Origin of the sequence: Vibrio qingdaonensis, assembly GCF_026191675.1 — a bacterium.
GTDB classification, from domain to species: domain Bacteria; phylum Pseudomonadota; class Gammaproteobacteria; order Enterobacterales; family Vibrionaceae; genus Vibrio; species Vibrio qingdaonensis.
Window position 1 is genome coordinate 16,790 of sequence record NZ_JAKRRY010000023.1, and the last position, 14,721, is coordinate 31,510.

Below are 14,721 nucleotides of genomic sequence, written 5' to 3' on the forward strand. Positions count from 1 at the left end.
ATCGGTCATCATTCGTTAAATCAGCGCCAGTTGATTCGTTAACTCGCATCTTCATAAGTGCCTTAGTGATCTTGGCCATCTGGAAAGCGATTGTCGTGTTATTCAATATGCCGAGCTTTATTCTTCCGTCACCAGAAGATGTCGCCTCTAAGCTAATCAGTCGACACGATATCTTGCTAAAACATACTTGGGTCACGGCAAAAGAAATTCTACTTGGTCTATTGCTAGGGCTGAGTATGGGGTTGTTCTTTGCGTTACAAATGCTGTTTTTTAAACCCATCAAGCGCTGGCTTTTACCGATTCTAATTGCCAGCCAAGCTATCCCTGTTTTTGCGCTCGCACCTATATTAATGCTTTGGTTAGGCTATGGCATTGCATCAAAAGTGGTGATGGCGGCACTCATTATTTTTTTTCCCGTCACAACATGTTGTTACGACGGACTGCGTTCGACCCCAACAGGCTATCTGGACCTGTCACAAACCATGGGAGCGAGTCGCTGGCAACAGCTATGGCGAGTTCGCCTACCCGCTTCTCTCCCTGTCTTAGCTTCTGGTATTCGTGTCGCGGTAGTTATCGCTCCAATTGGCGCGGTGGCTGGTGAATGGGTGGGGTCCAGTGAAGGGTTGGGTTACCTCATGCTACAGACCAATGCTCGAATGCTCATCGATGAAATGTTTGCAGCACTCTTTATTCTAGCGGCCTTATCGGTGTCTTTGTATTTCATCACTGACACACTACTAAAGCGCTTTATCCCTTGGGACAACAAATAATAATCAAAAGGAAGATTCATGATATCTACGTTTAAAAAAGGCTCTGCAGCTCTGCTTGCTATGGCGATAGCTTTACCATCACAAGCCGCTGAAAAAGAGCTGACTTTGATGCTCGACTGGTTCGTTAACCCAAATCACGGACCGATTGTGATCGCGAATGAAAAAGGCTACTTCAAGGAACAAGGGCTAAAGGTCAATATCCAAGAGCCCGCCGACCCTAGCACACCAGCAAAGCTTGTTGCTGCCAATAAAGTCGATATTGCCGTCTCTTACCAGACCAGTCTTACCATTGATGTTGCGGCAGGCCTGCCGTTAATCCGCAGTGCCACACTCATCGCGACACCGTTAAATACCATGATGGTCATTGATAATGGCAAAATTAACACCCTTGCAGATCTAAAAGGTAAAAAGATCGGCATTGCGATTGCTGGCAATGAAGAAGCGACCATCGGTACCATGTTGCAATCACAAGGCGTTGATTTCAAAGACGTGAAAATCATTAACGTCGGCTGGGCACTATCCTCATCTCTAGCATCAGGCCAGGTCGATGCAATCTGGGGTGGACTGCGCAACTTTGAAACCAATCAGCTCGAACTTGAAGGATTTAAAGCCAAAGCGTTCTTTCCTGAGGAACATGGCGTGCCGACTTACGAAGAGTTGGTATTTGTCGCCAATGCCAACAACTACGATAAAGCTGCGCTTGCTAAGTTTAACCGTGCAATAGAAAAAGCCACGACCTACATTGTGAATCACCCACAAGACTCTTGGAATGAGTTTGTCGCCTATGCGCCAGACACGCTAAACAATGAGCTAAATAAACGAGCATGGCGCGATACGCTGCCGCGATTCGCGCTTCGTCCATCTGCTATTGATATCAAGAAGTACGACGCGTTTTCAGAATTTATGTATCAACACAAGATTATCCCCACACAACCTAAAGCCGAGACTTTTGTTCCCGTACTTTAATTTTCCTGTCACGCTAGAACTCAGCGCGTTAATTAAAGCGTTGAGTTCTGTGTAGTATCTAACAGCAATGCGACCAATTAATACCTCTATAATGGTAGGACACTCAATGAATCACCAAGATCTTATTCACGCATGCCAAGAAGAATGGCAAGCGTACACGCATGCCAAGAAGAATGGCAAGCGTACACGCAGCATGATTTCGTTCAACAACTTGCGAGCGGTACGCTTCACCCAACCGCTTACTTACACTACCTAAAACAAGATTTCCTATTCTTAAAACAATACGCTCGAGCTTATGCTTTAGCGATTTATAAAGCGAAAACTCTGGCCCAAATGCGCGAAGCCGTACCAAGTGTGCTGGCGCTACTCAACAGTGAAATTGCTCATCACGTCACTTATTGTAATCAGTGGGGGATCAGTGAGTCTGATATGGAAGCTGAACAAGAAGACTTTGGCACGGTGGCTTACACGCGCTACGTGTTAGATGCAGGTATGACAGGCGAGTTGGTGGACCTGTACGCCGCTCTCGCACCTTGCTCCATTGGGTACGCTGTGATTGGTGCGGAACGAATCAAACATACAGAGACGACCTTAGAGGGGAATGCATACCGCAGTTGGATCGAAATGTACGCCAACGAAGAGTTTCAATCAGGGGTGACGACAGCGATTCAACGTCTAGATTCTCTGCTCGAAGAAATCGACATCAATAGCCAGCGAGCACAAGAATTAATACACGTATTTAAAACAGCCACTCGGATGGAAATTGCCTTCTGGCAACAAGGTTTAGACGCGGTATAACCCTAAAGGTTGGCTTCTTATGACGCCAACCTTTATCTCGCCCATTACACAGAAATACAAACAAACTGCATCTTTACTCCCTTCTGGTGAAATTTTGTGCCGACCGTCACGGGTTAACATAAATTTTACATCTCCTGTTAACAACGCGGTCACAATTCGTTAGGATGACCTCGCTTGCTTTATAAAATTAAACACTCGCACTTAGATTTTCTCATGCTTTTCGTACAAGCAAGGACGATTGAGACAGTCTATTTCATAACAAGAATATTCAGATCGTAACGCTAACGGCTTTACTTCATAGAATATTCACCCGAGCTTTACAGGGAAGAACTATGCAATCATTTGTTGATCTTTTGAACGGGATTATCTGGAGTCCCGCTCTTATTTATTTATGTCTTGGTGCAGGCCTGTTTTATTCAGTGCTTACCCGCTTCGTACAAATCCGCCATTTCTTTGAGATGTGGCGACTATTATTGTCAGGAAAAAGTTCTGACAAGGGCATCTCATCATTCCAAGCACTCGCTGTTTCGCTGTCTGGGCGAGTGGGTACTGGTAATATTGCAGGTGTTGCGGCAGCCATCGGTTTTGGTGGACCTGGTGCCGTTTTTTGGATGTGGGTGGTGGCGTTCTTTGGTGCCGCTACCGCTTATATTGAATCAACCCTTGCTCAAATCTATAAAGAGGAAGATGAAGGCCAGTTCCGTGGTGGGCCAGCCTACTATATTGAAAAAGCGATGGGTCAAAAGTGGTATGCATGGATTTTTGCGATTGCGACTATTTTTGCCTGTGGTGTGCTACTTCCGGGCGTTCAGTCTAACAGCATTGGTAATGCCGTTGAGACCGCATTTGGCACCGGCCCCATGATTGAAACGGCTATCGGTACCTTTAGCTTCGCCAAAATTTTCACCGGTACGGTCATTTCAATCATCCTTGGTTTCATTATCTTTGGTGGCGTGAAGCGTATTGCCAACTTCACTCAAATTGTTGTGCCATTTATGGCGCTGGCCTATATCATCATTGCCTTCGTCATCATTCTTCTAAATATTGGTGAAGTACCTGGCATTGTCAGTATGATCATTGGCGATGCCTTCACACCAATGGCTGGATTTGGTGCCGCGATTGGTTGGGGTGTAAAGCGTGGTGTTTACTCTAACGAAGCGGGCCAAGGTACAGGTCCACACGCTGCGGCAGCAGCTAACGTTGATCACCCAGCTCAACAAGGCCTAGTACAAGCGTTCTCAATTTACATTGATACGTTACTCGTCTGTTCTGCCACGGCATTTATGATCCTAATCACCGGCGCTTACAATGTGCACGGTAGCGGTGAAGAAGCCTTCCTGGTGCAAAATCTAGCGGCAACTGTTGGCGCTAATGGCCCTGCGTTTACTCAACTGGCGATTGAAAGCACCATGCCGGGCGTGGGTAAGTTGTTCATTGCATTTGCACTGTTCTTCTTCGCCTTTACAACGATTTTGGCGTATTACTACATTGCCGAAACCAACATTGCTTACATTCGCCGTACCTTTAAAGTAAGTGGGCTGATGTTTGTGTTGAAAATGGTGATCATGGCTTCCGTGTTCTACGGTACAGTGAAGGCCGCCAACCTTGCTTGGGCCATGGGTGATATTGGTGTTGGTCTAATGGCCTGGCTCAATATTGTCGGCATTGTGATCATTTTCTTTATGGGCAAACCCGCGCTTCTGGCGCTCAAAGATTATGAATCTCAGCAGAAAAAGGGCGTAAAAGATTACACGTTCAATCCTGTAGCTCTTGGCATTAAAGGGGCACATTATTGGGAAGGAAAGTATCAGCGACGTACTGGCAAAGCTGCGACGTCAGAAAGTGATGCCCCTAAAGACGTGAAGACTCAAACCCAGTCTTGAACATGCGTGAATAGCGATAACTTATCGCTACACTAAAAAGAAAAAGGGGGTAGCATTCGCTACCCCCTTTTATCATCCATCGTTCCCGAAATGAATGAATTCGAATTTATGCTGCTATTTCTTGCGTCGGTGCATCTTGTACAGACGCGACTGACTCAGCTGGTTTTTTCTCACCAATTGGCATTACAGTGCGGCCATACTCATTGTTGATGACTTGCGCCATAGCAAAGTAGATAGCGCTTGCACCACAGAAGATACCTTCGAAACCAGCAATAGTACCGATAAGCTCACTACCAGTGAAATCACGAGCCGCTAACAAGAAGAACAAAATAGTTAGCGAACCAAATACAACTTGCTTAGCCACTGGGTAGCACAAAGAGCCAATGAACATGAAACCAGTAAAGATACCCCATAACAACAGGTACCAACCCATAAAGCTCGCAGGACTTGCTGGTAGACCCATATATGGCATAACAATCAGACCAACCAGTGTTAACCAAAACAGCCCGTAAGAAGTAAAGGCTGTCGTACCGAAAGTATCACCACGCTTAAAGCACATCATACCCACAAGAACTTGGCTAAGACCGCCATAAAAGATGCCCATCGCAAGAATCATTGAATCGATTGGAAAGAATCCAGCATTATGGATATTCAAAAGAATGGTAGTCATACCAAAACCCATTAGACCTAACGGTGCTGGGTTTGCGAGTTTGTTCGACATGTAAAAGAGCCCTGTTTCAAATTTAGTGACAAAAGTTATAGGAAAATTTTAATCTATTTCTGTGATAAGCAGCAGATCTCTTATCTGCAATCTTAGATTGATAATTTGCAGTTATCATTTGGCACACTCGCATTTCAGCCACTATTGTTGTGAATTAACTCGCGTAACTTCATTTAATGGTTTGCTTTTACACAACAATCCACGCCCTCCTAAATAATCAAAATATCACTAGCTGATAAGCTAAACACTGCTCACTTTTTTATTTTCAACTTATTCTCAATCTAATGGCTAAGGAATCTCTGAACGCTAGGCAAAAAAAACCGGCCTAGGCCGGTTTTTTCTTACAGTTGAATGATTATTCCCATTCAATTGTTGCAGGTGGTTTACCCGAAATATCGTAAACAACACGTGAAATGCCGCTTACTTCGTTAATAATTCGGTTAGAAACCTTGCCTAAGAAGTCGTATGGAAGATGAGCCCAATGCGCTGTCATAAAATCAATGGTTTCTACAGCACGTAAAGACACAACCCAATCGTATTTACGACCATCGCCCATTACGCCAACAGAACGTACTGGTAGGAATACGGTAAAGGCTTGAGACACTTTGTTATAAAGGTCTGCTGCGTGCAGCTCTTCGATAAAGATCGCATCGGCGCGACGTAGCAAGTCACAGTATTCTTTCTTAATTTCACCAAGAACACGCACACCTAGACCTGGACCTGGGAATGGGTGACGATAAAGCATGTTGTAAGGAAGACCAAGCTCAAGACCGATCTTGCGCACTTCATCTTTAAATAGTTCACGCAACGGTTCTACTAGCCCCATTTCCATATCGTCTGGCAAACCGCCAACGTTATGGTGAGACTTGATCACGTGTGCCTTACCTGTTTTAGAGGCCGCTGATTCGATAACATCTGGATAGATGGTACCTTGCGCCAACCATTTCGCATTCGATAGCTTCTTAGACTCTTCATCGAAGATATCAACGAATACGTGACCAATGATCTTACGCTTGGCTTCTGGATCGCTCTCGCCTTCTAAAGCGGCTAAAAAGCGCTGCTCAGCTTCAACATGAATAATATTCAGTCCGAACTTGTCACCAAACATCTCCATCACTTGATCCGCTTCGTTTAAACGAAGTAGACCATTATCAACGAATACACAGGTCAGCTTATCACCAATCGCGCGGTGCGCTAGCATGGCTACTACCGATGAATCAACACCACCAGAAAGGCCAAGGATGACTTCATCATCGCCCACTTGCTCTTTAATTCGAGCAACAGCGTCTTCAATGATAGATTCTGAAGTCCAAAGCCCTTCACAACCACAAACGTTAAGAACAAAGTTCTCCAACATTTTTAGGCCATTTTTTGTGTGCGTCACTTCAGGGTGGAATTGAACACCGTAGTATTTTTTGTCTTCGTTTGCCATTGCCGCGTAAGGGCAAGTATCTGTTTGCGCGGTTTTAACAAAGTCAGATGGGATTTCAACAACTTTGTCACCGTGACTCATCCAAACATCTTGAGTGCTTTCAAGATCTTTAAACAGTGCAGACTCGCCAGTTACTTGTACTGCTGCATAGCCAAACTCGCGCTCATCAGAGCCTGCTACTTTGCCACCAAGCTGCTCCGCCATGGTTTGCATGCCGTAGCAAATACCAAATACAGGCACACCTGAATCGAACACATATTGAGGCGCACGCGGTGAGTTAGCTTCGGTCACGCTTTCAGGGCCACCAGAAAGAATAATACCGTCTGGGTTGAACTCGCGGATATCCGCTTCTTCGACATCCCAGCTCCAAAGTTCACAGTAGACACCGATTTCACGAATACGGCGCGCGACAAGTTGAGTATATTGAGAACCGAAATCTAGGATTAGAATTCGCTGGTCATGAATATTTTTCGTCATTTTAGGCAATCTTATAAGCTAAGTGTTGAAAACGGAGGCGAGTTTACTCGCCTCACATCTATGCTTCAAGGAAAAAAGCAAACGTTTACGTAAGAATTATTCTTACCAACGTTGAATTAACCTAAACGGTAGTTCGGTGCTTCTTTAGTAATCTGTACATCGTGTACATGAGATTCGTTTAAGCCCGCACCTGAGATACGTACAAATTCAGCTTTAGTACGCATATCTTCGATCGTTGCAGAGCCTGTAAGCCCCATGCTTGAACGAAGGCCACCCATTTGCTGGTGAACGATCTCTTTAAGGCGACCTTTATAAGCGATACGACCTTCAATACCTTCAGGAACAAGTTTGTCAGCGGCATTGTCAGTTTGGAAGTAACGGTCAGATGAACCTTGAGACATCGCGCCTAAAGAACCCATACCACGGTAAGCTTTGTAAGAACGGCCTTGATAAAGAATCACTTCGCCTGGTGCTTCTTCAGTACCAGCGAACATAGAACCAACCATCACGCAAGATGCGCCAGCCACAATCGCTTTACAGATATCGCCAGAGAAACGAATACCGCCATCAGCAATGACTGGAATACCGTGTTCATTAGCCACCGATGCTGCATCAGCAATCGCGGTAACTTGTGGTACACCTACGCCAGTAACAATACGAGTCGTACAGATTGAACCAGGGCCGATACCGACTTTAACTGCGCTCACACCCGCATCGATCAATGCTTGTGCACCAGCTGCTGTTGCCACGTTACCGCCAATAATTTCTAGATCAGGGTAAAGAGCACGAGTGTCGCGGATGCGTTGAAGTACACCTTCAGAGTGACCGTGTGAAGAATCGATCAGTAGTACGTCAACACCAGCTTCAACTAACGCTTTAACACGCTCTTCGTTGCCTGCACCAGCGCCAACGGCTGCACCTACGCGTAAACGACCTTGTGCATCTTTACATGCGTTAGGCTTACGCTCAGCTTTATGGAAGTCTTTCGCAGTAATCATGCCGGTTAGTTGGAATTCATCATTTACGACAAGGACTTTCTCAACACGGGCACGATGCATTTCTTCTTGTACGTCTTCACGTGATGCACCTTCTTTAATCGCGGCTAAGCGCGCTTTAGGTGTCATGACGACTTCAACTTTTTTGCTTAAATCAGTAACAAAACGAACATCACGACCAGTGATGATACCAACAAGCTCGTTTGTTTCTGTTACCACAGGGAAACCAGCAAAGCCATGTTTCTCAGTCAGTGCTTTAACGTCTGCAATGGTTGCTTCAGGGCGAACCGTTACAGGGTTAGTGACCACACCTGCTTCAAAGATTTTAACCAGACGAACTTGCTCAGCTTGTTGTTCGATAGACATGTTTTTATGAACGAAACCAATACCACCTTCTTGCGCTAGCGCAATCGCTAGGCGAGCTTCAGTCACTGTGTCCATGGACGCAGAGATCATCGGAATATTAAGATTGATATTCTTGGTCAACCGAGTGCGAAGATCGGCTGTATTCGGGAGAACGGTGGAGTGTGCTGGAACGAGTAAAACGTCATCGAACGTCAGCGCTTCTTTGGCAATTCTTAGCATTTGCAATATCTCACAACAGAGGAGTTTAAGGAATTAACCCGCCCTTATCGTTTCGCATAATAAGGGGTTTGGGCTAGATATTGCGGTGGGATTATACGCTGCGCGTAATCGCTTGGCTACTCATTTTTCCATTTTTTATTTGCATTATAGGCCTTGATATGTATTATGTTGTCGCTAATTTCCATACTCACGTCTTAGAGATTAGCTGTGTCCCTTTCTCCACGTTCCGTATCGAATTCCTCTGTGAAAAATCAGAACATTTTTACTGTTTCTCGCCTCAATGCAGAAGTGCGCTTATTGCTTGAAAATGAAATGGGTATTGTCTGGTTAGTTGGTGAAATTTCTAACTTTTCCTCTCCGGTTTCAGGCCATTGGTACCTCACGCTTAAAGACGCGCGCGCACAAGTTAAATGCGCGATGTTTAAAGGCAGTAATCGCCATGTCTCGTTTAAACCCGTCAATGGTAACCAAGTATTAGTTAAAGCGCGCTTATCGTTATACGAACCACGTGGTGACTATCAACTTATCATCGAGTCGATGCAACCAGAAGGGGATGGTCGTCTACAGCAAGAGTTTGAAAAACTGAAGATGTCATTGGCCGCAGAAGGGCTCTTTGCGCAGTCATTAAAACACCCACTTCCTGCCCACCCTAAACGTGTGGGAGTCATTACCTCTAAGACTGGTGCGGCACTTTACGATATCTTAGACGTTCTCAAACGCCGTGATCCTAGTTTGCCCGTCGTCGTTTACCCGACAACCGTTCAAGGAGAACATGCCGCGATTGAAATCGCACAAGCGATAGGACGCGCGAATAGCCGAAATGAATGTGACGTACTGATCGTCGGTCGTGGCGGCGGCTCTTTAGAGGATCTATGGTGCTTTAATCACGAAATCGTCGCACGAACCATCGCCGCGAGTCAGATCCCAATCATTAGCGCGGTAGGTCACGAAATTGATGTCACCATCGCCGACTATGTTGCTGACGTTCGTGCGCCGACCCCAAGTGCCGCAGCTGAGTTAGTCAGCAATGACACCTCGCATAAAAAGCAATCGCTAACCACAAAAGTACAGCAACTGCACAATGTATTCAGAGTGTACCTTGCTGAGCGAAAGCATCAGCTACAACACAATATTCAGGCCTTAAACGCCTTGCACCCTAAGCATCAACTTCAGCGACAACATCAGCGACTCGACGAAGCCGAATATCGATTAACTGCTGCTATCCGTCGGCGCTTGTCACAAGAAACGATGCGCCTAAAAGCAAAAGAACATCGCTTAGCACTAAATTCTCCGGTCAAAAAACTAAGTGAACAGCAATTTTTACTGCAACAAAGTGAGCAACGTTTAAAGCAAGCGATGCAGCGTCAACTCGTTCAGCTTCGCCATCAGTATACGCTCAGTGTAGAAAAGCTAGACACAGTAAGTCCACTGGCAACATTAAAACGCGGCTATTCAATTACCCAAGACTCGCAGGGCAATGTCATTACATCTGCCTCGCAAGTGGAAGTAGGTAAGACAATAACGACTAAACTCGATAAAGGCTCGATTGAAGCCACGGTTACAACAATCACTACCGGTTAGATCAGCTAGCACAAATCCACATCAATTAGAGCACAGACAGAGCCCTGTAATAACGCGATTACTGGGCTCTGTTTATCTGTTTATTAAGACAGTCCTAACAATTGAAATTCAATCTTTACTCTTGATTTAGACTTCAATTCGTTACAACTATGGCAAAAGTAGCTAGCTGACCCACACGCCTGCAGCTTTTCCAACAGGGCAGAACAATCTGGGCAAAACGCCACTTTTCTATAATGCTTGCTACATGATGAACAGTAATATTGTCCATCCCAAGTAAGAGCCGAATGACAACTCGGACATGGATTTTCTTGGCCTTGCATGCCATCTCCTTAATCAATCAATATGATGAGTACAAAGTTACAGTGAATTTAGGAGCGCTTCACTCAGCACGATCTTAATGACTTTAGTGCGAGAGTTTTTTGATCTTGATGCCCTATCGCTTTATCACCCAAACTTGCCTCTCTATCAGCTCAGGTAAATGTGCCGATACTTTGACGTTCTTTACCCTCGACACTACTCTAAATAGGTATTAAAAGTATCACTTATCACTCGACACCCTAGCGATGCTTTTCACGATCTTATCTCGATCCTACCCAAAAGCTATGTTGATCAGCGATCTGCTACAAAAAGAACATTTATATAACCACACACCGAAAGCATAAGTTACATATCCTGCATTTGGACTGCAAGCAGATTAATCAACTTAATTACACCCCACATTCAACCACTTTATAGAATTTAATAAAAAGATCATTTCTAGCATTAGTGGATTACATAGGTATGCATACGTATATAAGTTGATTCTATTGTTTCAAGCTTAATCTGTGTCTTTGAAATTGAAGATGTGGATGTCACATGCGTGCCACCACAAGGCATAACCACAAGTGCGTCACACTTATTCCAATGCCAAAATCGAGAACTGGTCAAATAAGGGCCCTCGAGTTGCATCTGGATCGGCGATGGTTGAGATAACCAGTGCGTTAGCAATGTATTCACGGCCGACTCTATTTCTACAATGTCTGAAAGCACATCTGCCGTATTCAAACCACGCTTCTTTAATGTTTTACCCAAGCGATATAGATCCACACACCTATCAGGAAGAACCTCACTTTGTTCTTGTGCGTAGCTATTGAAATCATAGTGCCCTAACCCATCAATTCGATCCGCGACTTTTCTCCAATATTTATCAGCCAACACTTTATTTAGTGCTAAAGAAGCAATATGACCAGCACTATGCCCACGACTCAGGCTCGCTTGATAATCGGCATCAATCTCTAACGTGACGGTTTGTCCTTGTGTCAGCGCTAACCTTTGAGAGAGGCGATGAACCACAACAAACACCCAACCTTCCGTATCACGCTTTACGGGTATCGCTTCAGCGACATAAAGCTCACTCGTCGCTAACTCTATTGCACCAACCAAACAATCACTCACGTCCATACGATTGCCATCGATGGTCATCCAACCACGATCGGCTGGATGGTCGGGCCATATGTGACTAACAGGATGAAACGGCGTACTTTCAACCACCACATCCGTATACTCTTGACCCTCTACTCGCAATTGAACGACGCTTTCAAGCGTAGTCATGTCATGGCAAAAAAAGGTTTTCGTTGCTGTAATCATATTTTAGCTTCCCTTAAACTAAAAAAACGCCCACTGATAATCAGCGGGCGTCTCTATTTTTTCTTACGCTTTATTTCTTAGTACGACCTTTCATCATGGTCATTAAGCGTTTGTGTTTTCGCTCTTGCGACAACGTCATCTTGTTCGACTTACCTTCAAATGGGTTCTCGCTGTTTTGGAATTGAATCCTAATCGGCGTCCCCATAATCTCTAAGGCACGACGATAGTAATTCATCAAGAAGCGCTTGTAAGAGTCTGGTAGTTCTTTCACTTGGTTACCATGAACGATAACGATTGGTGGGTTATAGCCACCAGCATGCGCGTATTTAAGCTTAACACGTCGACCACGAACCATTGGTGGTTGGTGATCATCCGTTGCCATCTTCATAATACGAGTAAGTACAGAAGTACCCACACGTGTTGTCGCTGACTTATACGCTTCTTGTACCGATTCAAATAAGTGACCGACACCTGTACCATGCAATGCAGAAATGAAGTGAATACGAGCAAAGTCAACGAAACCTAAGCGGCGATCGAGTTCTTTTTTAACATGCTCTTTAACATCGTTATCCAAGCCATCCCATTTATTGACGGCGATAACGATAGAGCGTCCCGCATTCAATGCAAAGCCAAGTAAGCTAAGATCTTGATCTGAGATATTTTCACGCGCATCAATAACCAATAATACAACGTTGGCATCCTCTACGGCTTTAAGTGTCTTCACCACAGAGAATTTTTCAACGGTCTCATTAATACGACGACGACGACGAACACCCGCAGTATCGATCAATACATATTCGCGCTCATCACGTTGCATTGGGATATAGATAGAGTCACGAGTCGTGCCTGGCATATCGTAAACAACCACACGCTCTTCACCAAGAATACGGTTGGTCAACGTTGATTTACCAACGTTAGGGCGACCAATAATCGCTAACTTGATTGGCTGATCTTGCAGACGCTGAAACTCTTTCTCCGCTTCTTCTTCCGTGTATTCCAGTTGCTCTTCTTCTTCATCTTCAAAATCAGTCAGATCTTCAATCTCACCATTTTCTTTTTCAAGAGCTTCCGCAAAAGGATTTAACGCACGGTCAATCAGCACGGATACACCACGACCGTGAGCCGCTGCGATTTGATACATGTCATCAACGCCAAGCTTCCAGAATTCAGCACTGGCAACATCGGCATCAATACCATCAACCTTGTTAACTACTAAGATCGCTGGTTTTTCAATCTTACGTAAATGTTGAGCGATTGCTTCATCTGATGGTGTGAGACCGGCGCGGCCATCAACCATAAACAGCACGACATCAGCCTCATCGATGGCGGCTAATGACTGCTCTGCCATTTTTGTTTCAACACCTTCTTCAGTGCCATCAATACCACCAGTATCGATCACAATGAATTCATGCTCACCTAGCTTCGCCTGACCGTATTTACGGTCTCGAGTCAGTCCAGGAAAATCTGCAACCAACGCATCACGAGTGCGAGTTAGCCTGTTAAACAGGGTCGACTTACCTACGTTTGGGCGTCCCACTAGGGCAACAACAGGTACCATAATAACCTCTATACTTATCTTGTTATGTGGTTATAGGTAAAATTCGAGCTTTCCTATAACCACACCATTATCCATCTGTCCGCGTACGAAAAGATCCTTTTGCTTCGCAGCAATAAAATGGCTCCTAACTGAAATCAGCAAGGAGCCTTATGTGAATTATATCACGATTTTTTATTTGATCGTCAGTTTCTTTATTTCACCGTCACGATTCACGATGATGTAACCACCTGGCACCATGGTTGGACCAACCGACAAACCACTTTCATTCGTCATTTGCTGAGAAACAAAATATCCCGTCTCTCTATCTAGCCAATGCAGGTAACCTAGGCTATCTCCAACAACCACAAAACCATCTACAATCACAGGTGCGGTCAACAAACGGTTCTCTAACAGTTTGTTTTCCCATAGTTCTGTGCCACTTCGAGCATCGACAGCCACGATATGATCATTATCGGTAATGAGATATAAAGTACGACTGTCCGTTGCCATGTCCGTTGCAGAAGAGTAGTTACGCTTCCAGATTGGGTTACCCGAACGTAAGTCTATCGCAATCAATTGACCATTAAAGCCAATCGTATATAACGTGCCGCCAAGAATAATCGGCGATGCGTCCACATCTACCAAACGATCAATTTCGGTCGCCCCTTTTGGTGTGCCCACAGGTTGCTGCCAAATCAACTGACCACGCTCTACGATAGCAGCGGCGAGACGTCCGTTTGCCGTTCCCCAGAACACGCCACCAGAAATGGCCGCTGGTGCACTATCACCACGTAACGTTAAGTTTGGAACGTCTGTGCTAATCGCCCAACGTTCTTCACCATTACTTTGCTCTAGCGCGACCAATAAGCCTTGGCTTGTGTGCACCATGATGAGGTTGGCATCCGCAACGGGTTTCGCCAACACTTCACCGTTCACCTCAGCACGCCATACGACTTCACCCGTTTCGACATCCAAAGCGATAACTTCACCGTTTTCGCTACCGATATAGAGTTTTTGATAAGCCGTTGCAATGCCGCCAGACAAACGAGCTGAGTCATCCTCTTCTAGGTCAACTTGCCAGAGTGTATTACCACTTTCAGGATCGTACGCTTTTACGACACCATCTCGACTGGCAACAAACAATTTATCATAGGCATACGCTGGCGACAGCTTGGAAAAAAATTGCCCTATGCCGCTACCAATACTTGATGACCATTCGGTTGCAGGTGAAAACTCACTGTCAACGACTGGCAATGGTGCCATGATGACCGTATCTTCTTCACTCGAACAACCAGCCAGCACGCCCAGCACCGAAATAGAAAGTAAAACCTTCTTAACGAATCTATTCAT

Annotated in this window: 11 protein-coding genes and 1 pseudogene; 5 read left to right on the forward strand and 7 right to left on the reverse strand. The window is 45.1% G+C overall.

Going from position 1 to position 14,721, the window contains the following annotated elements:
• Nucleotides 1-44 precede the first annotated feature (44 nt).
• The 4 genes and pseudogenes from MD535_RS16145 to MD535_RS16160 form a co-directional block, all read left to right on the forward strand.
• Nucleotides 45-770, forward strand: a pseudogene (locus MD535_RS16145) (ABC transporter permease); the annotation flags it as partial.
• Nucleotides 771-788: 18 nt separating this feature from the next.
• Entirely contained in the window at nt 789-1,736 is a 948-nt protein-coding gene (locus MD535_RS16150; RefSeq protein ID WP_265676062.1) for an ABC transporter substrate-binding protein, read from the forward strand.
• A 144-nt stretch (nt 1,737-1,880) separates the two neighbouring features.
• Entirely contained in the window at nt 1,881-2,534 is a 654-nt protein-coding gene (tenA, locus tag MD535_RS16155; RefSeq protein ID WP_265676063.1) for a thiaminase II, read from the forward strand.
• 332 nt (nt 2,535-2,866) lie between these two features.
• Nucleotides 2,867-4,417, forward strand: coding sequence for an alanine/glycine:cation symporter family protein (locus tag MD535_RS16160; protein ID WP_265676064.1), 1,551 nt, complete (start codon nt 2,867-2,869; stop codon nt 4,415-4,417).
• A 106-nt stretch (nt 4,418-4,523) separates the two neighbouring features.
• Here MD535_RS16160 and MD535_RS16165 read toward each other — a convergent pair whose 3' ends face one another.
• From MD535_RS16165 to guaB, 3 genes are all read right to left on the reverse strand, one after another.
• Nucleotides 4,524-5,177 (reverse strand): acetate uptake transporter, encoded by a 654-nt coding sequence (locus tag MD535_RS16165; RefSeq protein ID WP_265676133.1) that lies wholly within the window; start codon nt 5,175-5,177, stop codon nt 4,524-4,526.
• Between the two features lie 316 nt (nt 5,178-5,493).
• A complete protein-coding gene (gene guaA, locus MD535_RS16170) occupies nt 5,494-7,047 on the reverse strand; it encodes a glutamine-hydrolyzing GMP synthase (protein WP_265676065.1) in 1,554 nt (517 codons plus the stop codon).
• Between the two features lie 116 nt (nt 7,048-7,163).
• On the reverse strand, nt 7,164-8,627 hold the full coding sequence (gene guaB, locus MD535_RS16175) for an IMP dehydrogenase (RefSeq protein WP_265676066.1): 1,464 nt from the start codon (nt 8,625-8,627) through the stop codon (nt 7,164-7,166).
• Nucleotides 8,628-8,870: 243 nt separating this feature from the next.
• Between guaB and xseA the strand changes: the two genes are divergently transcribed.
• Complete coding sequence (gene xseA / locus MD535_RS16180) at nt 8,871-10,208, forward strand: exodeoxyribonuclease VII large subunit (RefSeq protein ID WP_265676067.1); 1,338 nt, start codon at nt 8,871-8,873, stop codon at nt 10,206-10,208.
• A gap of 83 nt (nt 10,209-10,291) precedes the next feature.
• On the opposite strand, the gene MD535_RS16185 is transcribed toward xseA, so the two are convergent.
• From MD535_RS16185 to bamB, 4 genes are all read right to left on the reverse strand, one after another.
• Nucleotides 10,292-10,528: a zinc ribbon domain-containing protein gene (locus MD535_RS16185; RefSeq protein ID WP_265676068.1), complete on the reverse strand. Its 237-nt coding sequence runs from the start codon at nt 10,526-10,528 to the stop codon at nt 10,292-10,294.
• A 442-nt stretch (nt 10,529-10,970) separates the two neighbouring features.
• On the reverse strand, nt 10,971-11,834 hold the full coding sequence (locus MD535_RS16190; RefSeq protein WP_265676069.1) for an alanyl-tRNA editing protein: 864 nt from the start codon (nt 11,832-11,834) through the stop codon (nt 10,971-10,973).
• A gap of 70 nt (nt 11,835-11,904) precedes the next feature.
• Nucleotides 11,905-13,392 carry a ribosome biogenesis GTPase Der gene (gene der / locus MD535_RS16195; protein WP_265676070.1) on the reverse strand — a complete coding sequence of 496 codons (1,488 nt, stop codon included), beginning with the start codon at nt 13,390-13,392 and terminating at the stop codon, nt 11,905-11,907.
• A gap of 171 nt (nt 13,393-13,563) precedes the next feature.
• Nucleotides 13,564-14,721 carry an outer membrane protein assembly factor BamB gene (gene bamB, locus MD535_RS16200; RefSeq protein ID WP_265676071.1) on the reverse strand — a complete coding sequence of 386 codons (1,158 nt, stop codon included), beginning with the start codon at nt 14,719-14,721 and terminating at the stop codon, nt 13,564-13,566.

Coding starts and splice junctions, on each gene's coding strand:
- MD535_RS16150 (WP_265676062.1), top strand. CDS start 789: ATGATATCTACGTTTAAAAAAGGCTCTGCAGCTCTGCTTGCTATGGCG.
- tenA (WP_265676063.1), top strand. CDS start 1,881: ATGGCAAGCGTACACGCATGCCAAGAAGAATGGCAAGCGTACACGCAG.
- MD535_RS16160 (WP_265676064.1), top strand. CDS start 2,867: ATGCAATCATTTGTTGATCTTTTGAACGGGATTATCTGGAGTCCCGCT.
- guaA (WP_265676065.1), bottom strand. CDS start 7,047: ATGACGAAAAATATTCATGACCAGCGAATTCTAATCCTAGATTTCGGT.
- guaB (WP_265676066.1), bottom strand. CDS start 8,627: ATGCTAAGAATTGCCAAAGAAGCGCTGACGTTCGATGACGTTTTACTC.
- MD535_RS16185 (WP_265676068.1), bottom strand. CDS start 10,528: ATGCAAGGCCAAGAAAATCCATGTCCGAGTTGTCATTCGGCTCTTACT.
- MD535_RS16190 (WP_265676069.1), bottom strand. CDS start 11,834: ATGATTACAGCAACGAAAACCTTTTTTTGCCATGACATGACTACGCTT.
- der (WP_265676070.1), bottom strand. CDS start 13,392: ATGGTACCTGTTGTTGCCCTAGTGGGACGCCCAAACGTAGGTAAGTCG.
- bamB (WP_265676071.1), bottom strand. CDS start 14,721: ATGAATAGATTCGTTAAGAAGGTTTTACTTTCTATTTCGGTGCTGGGC.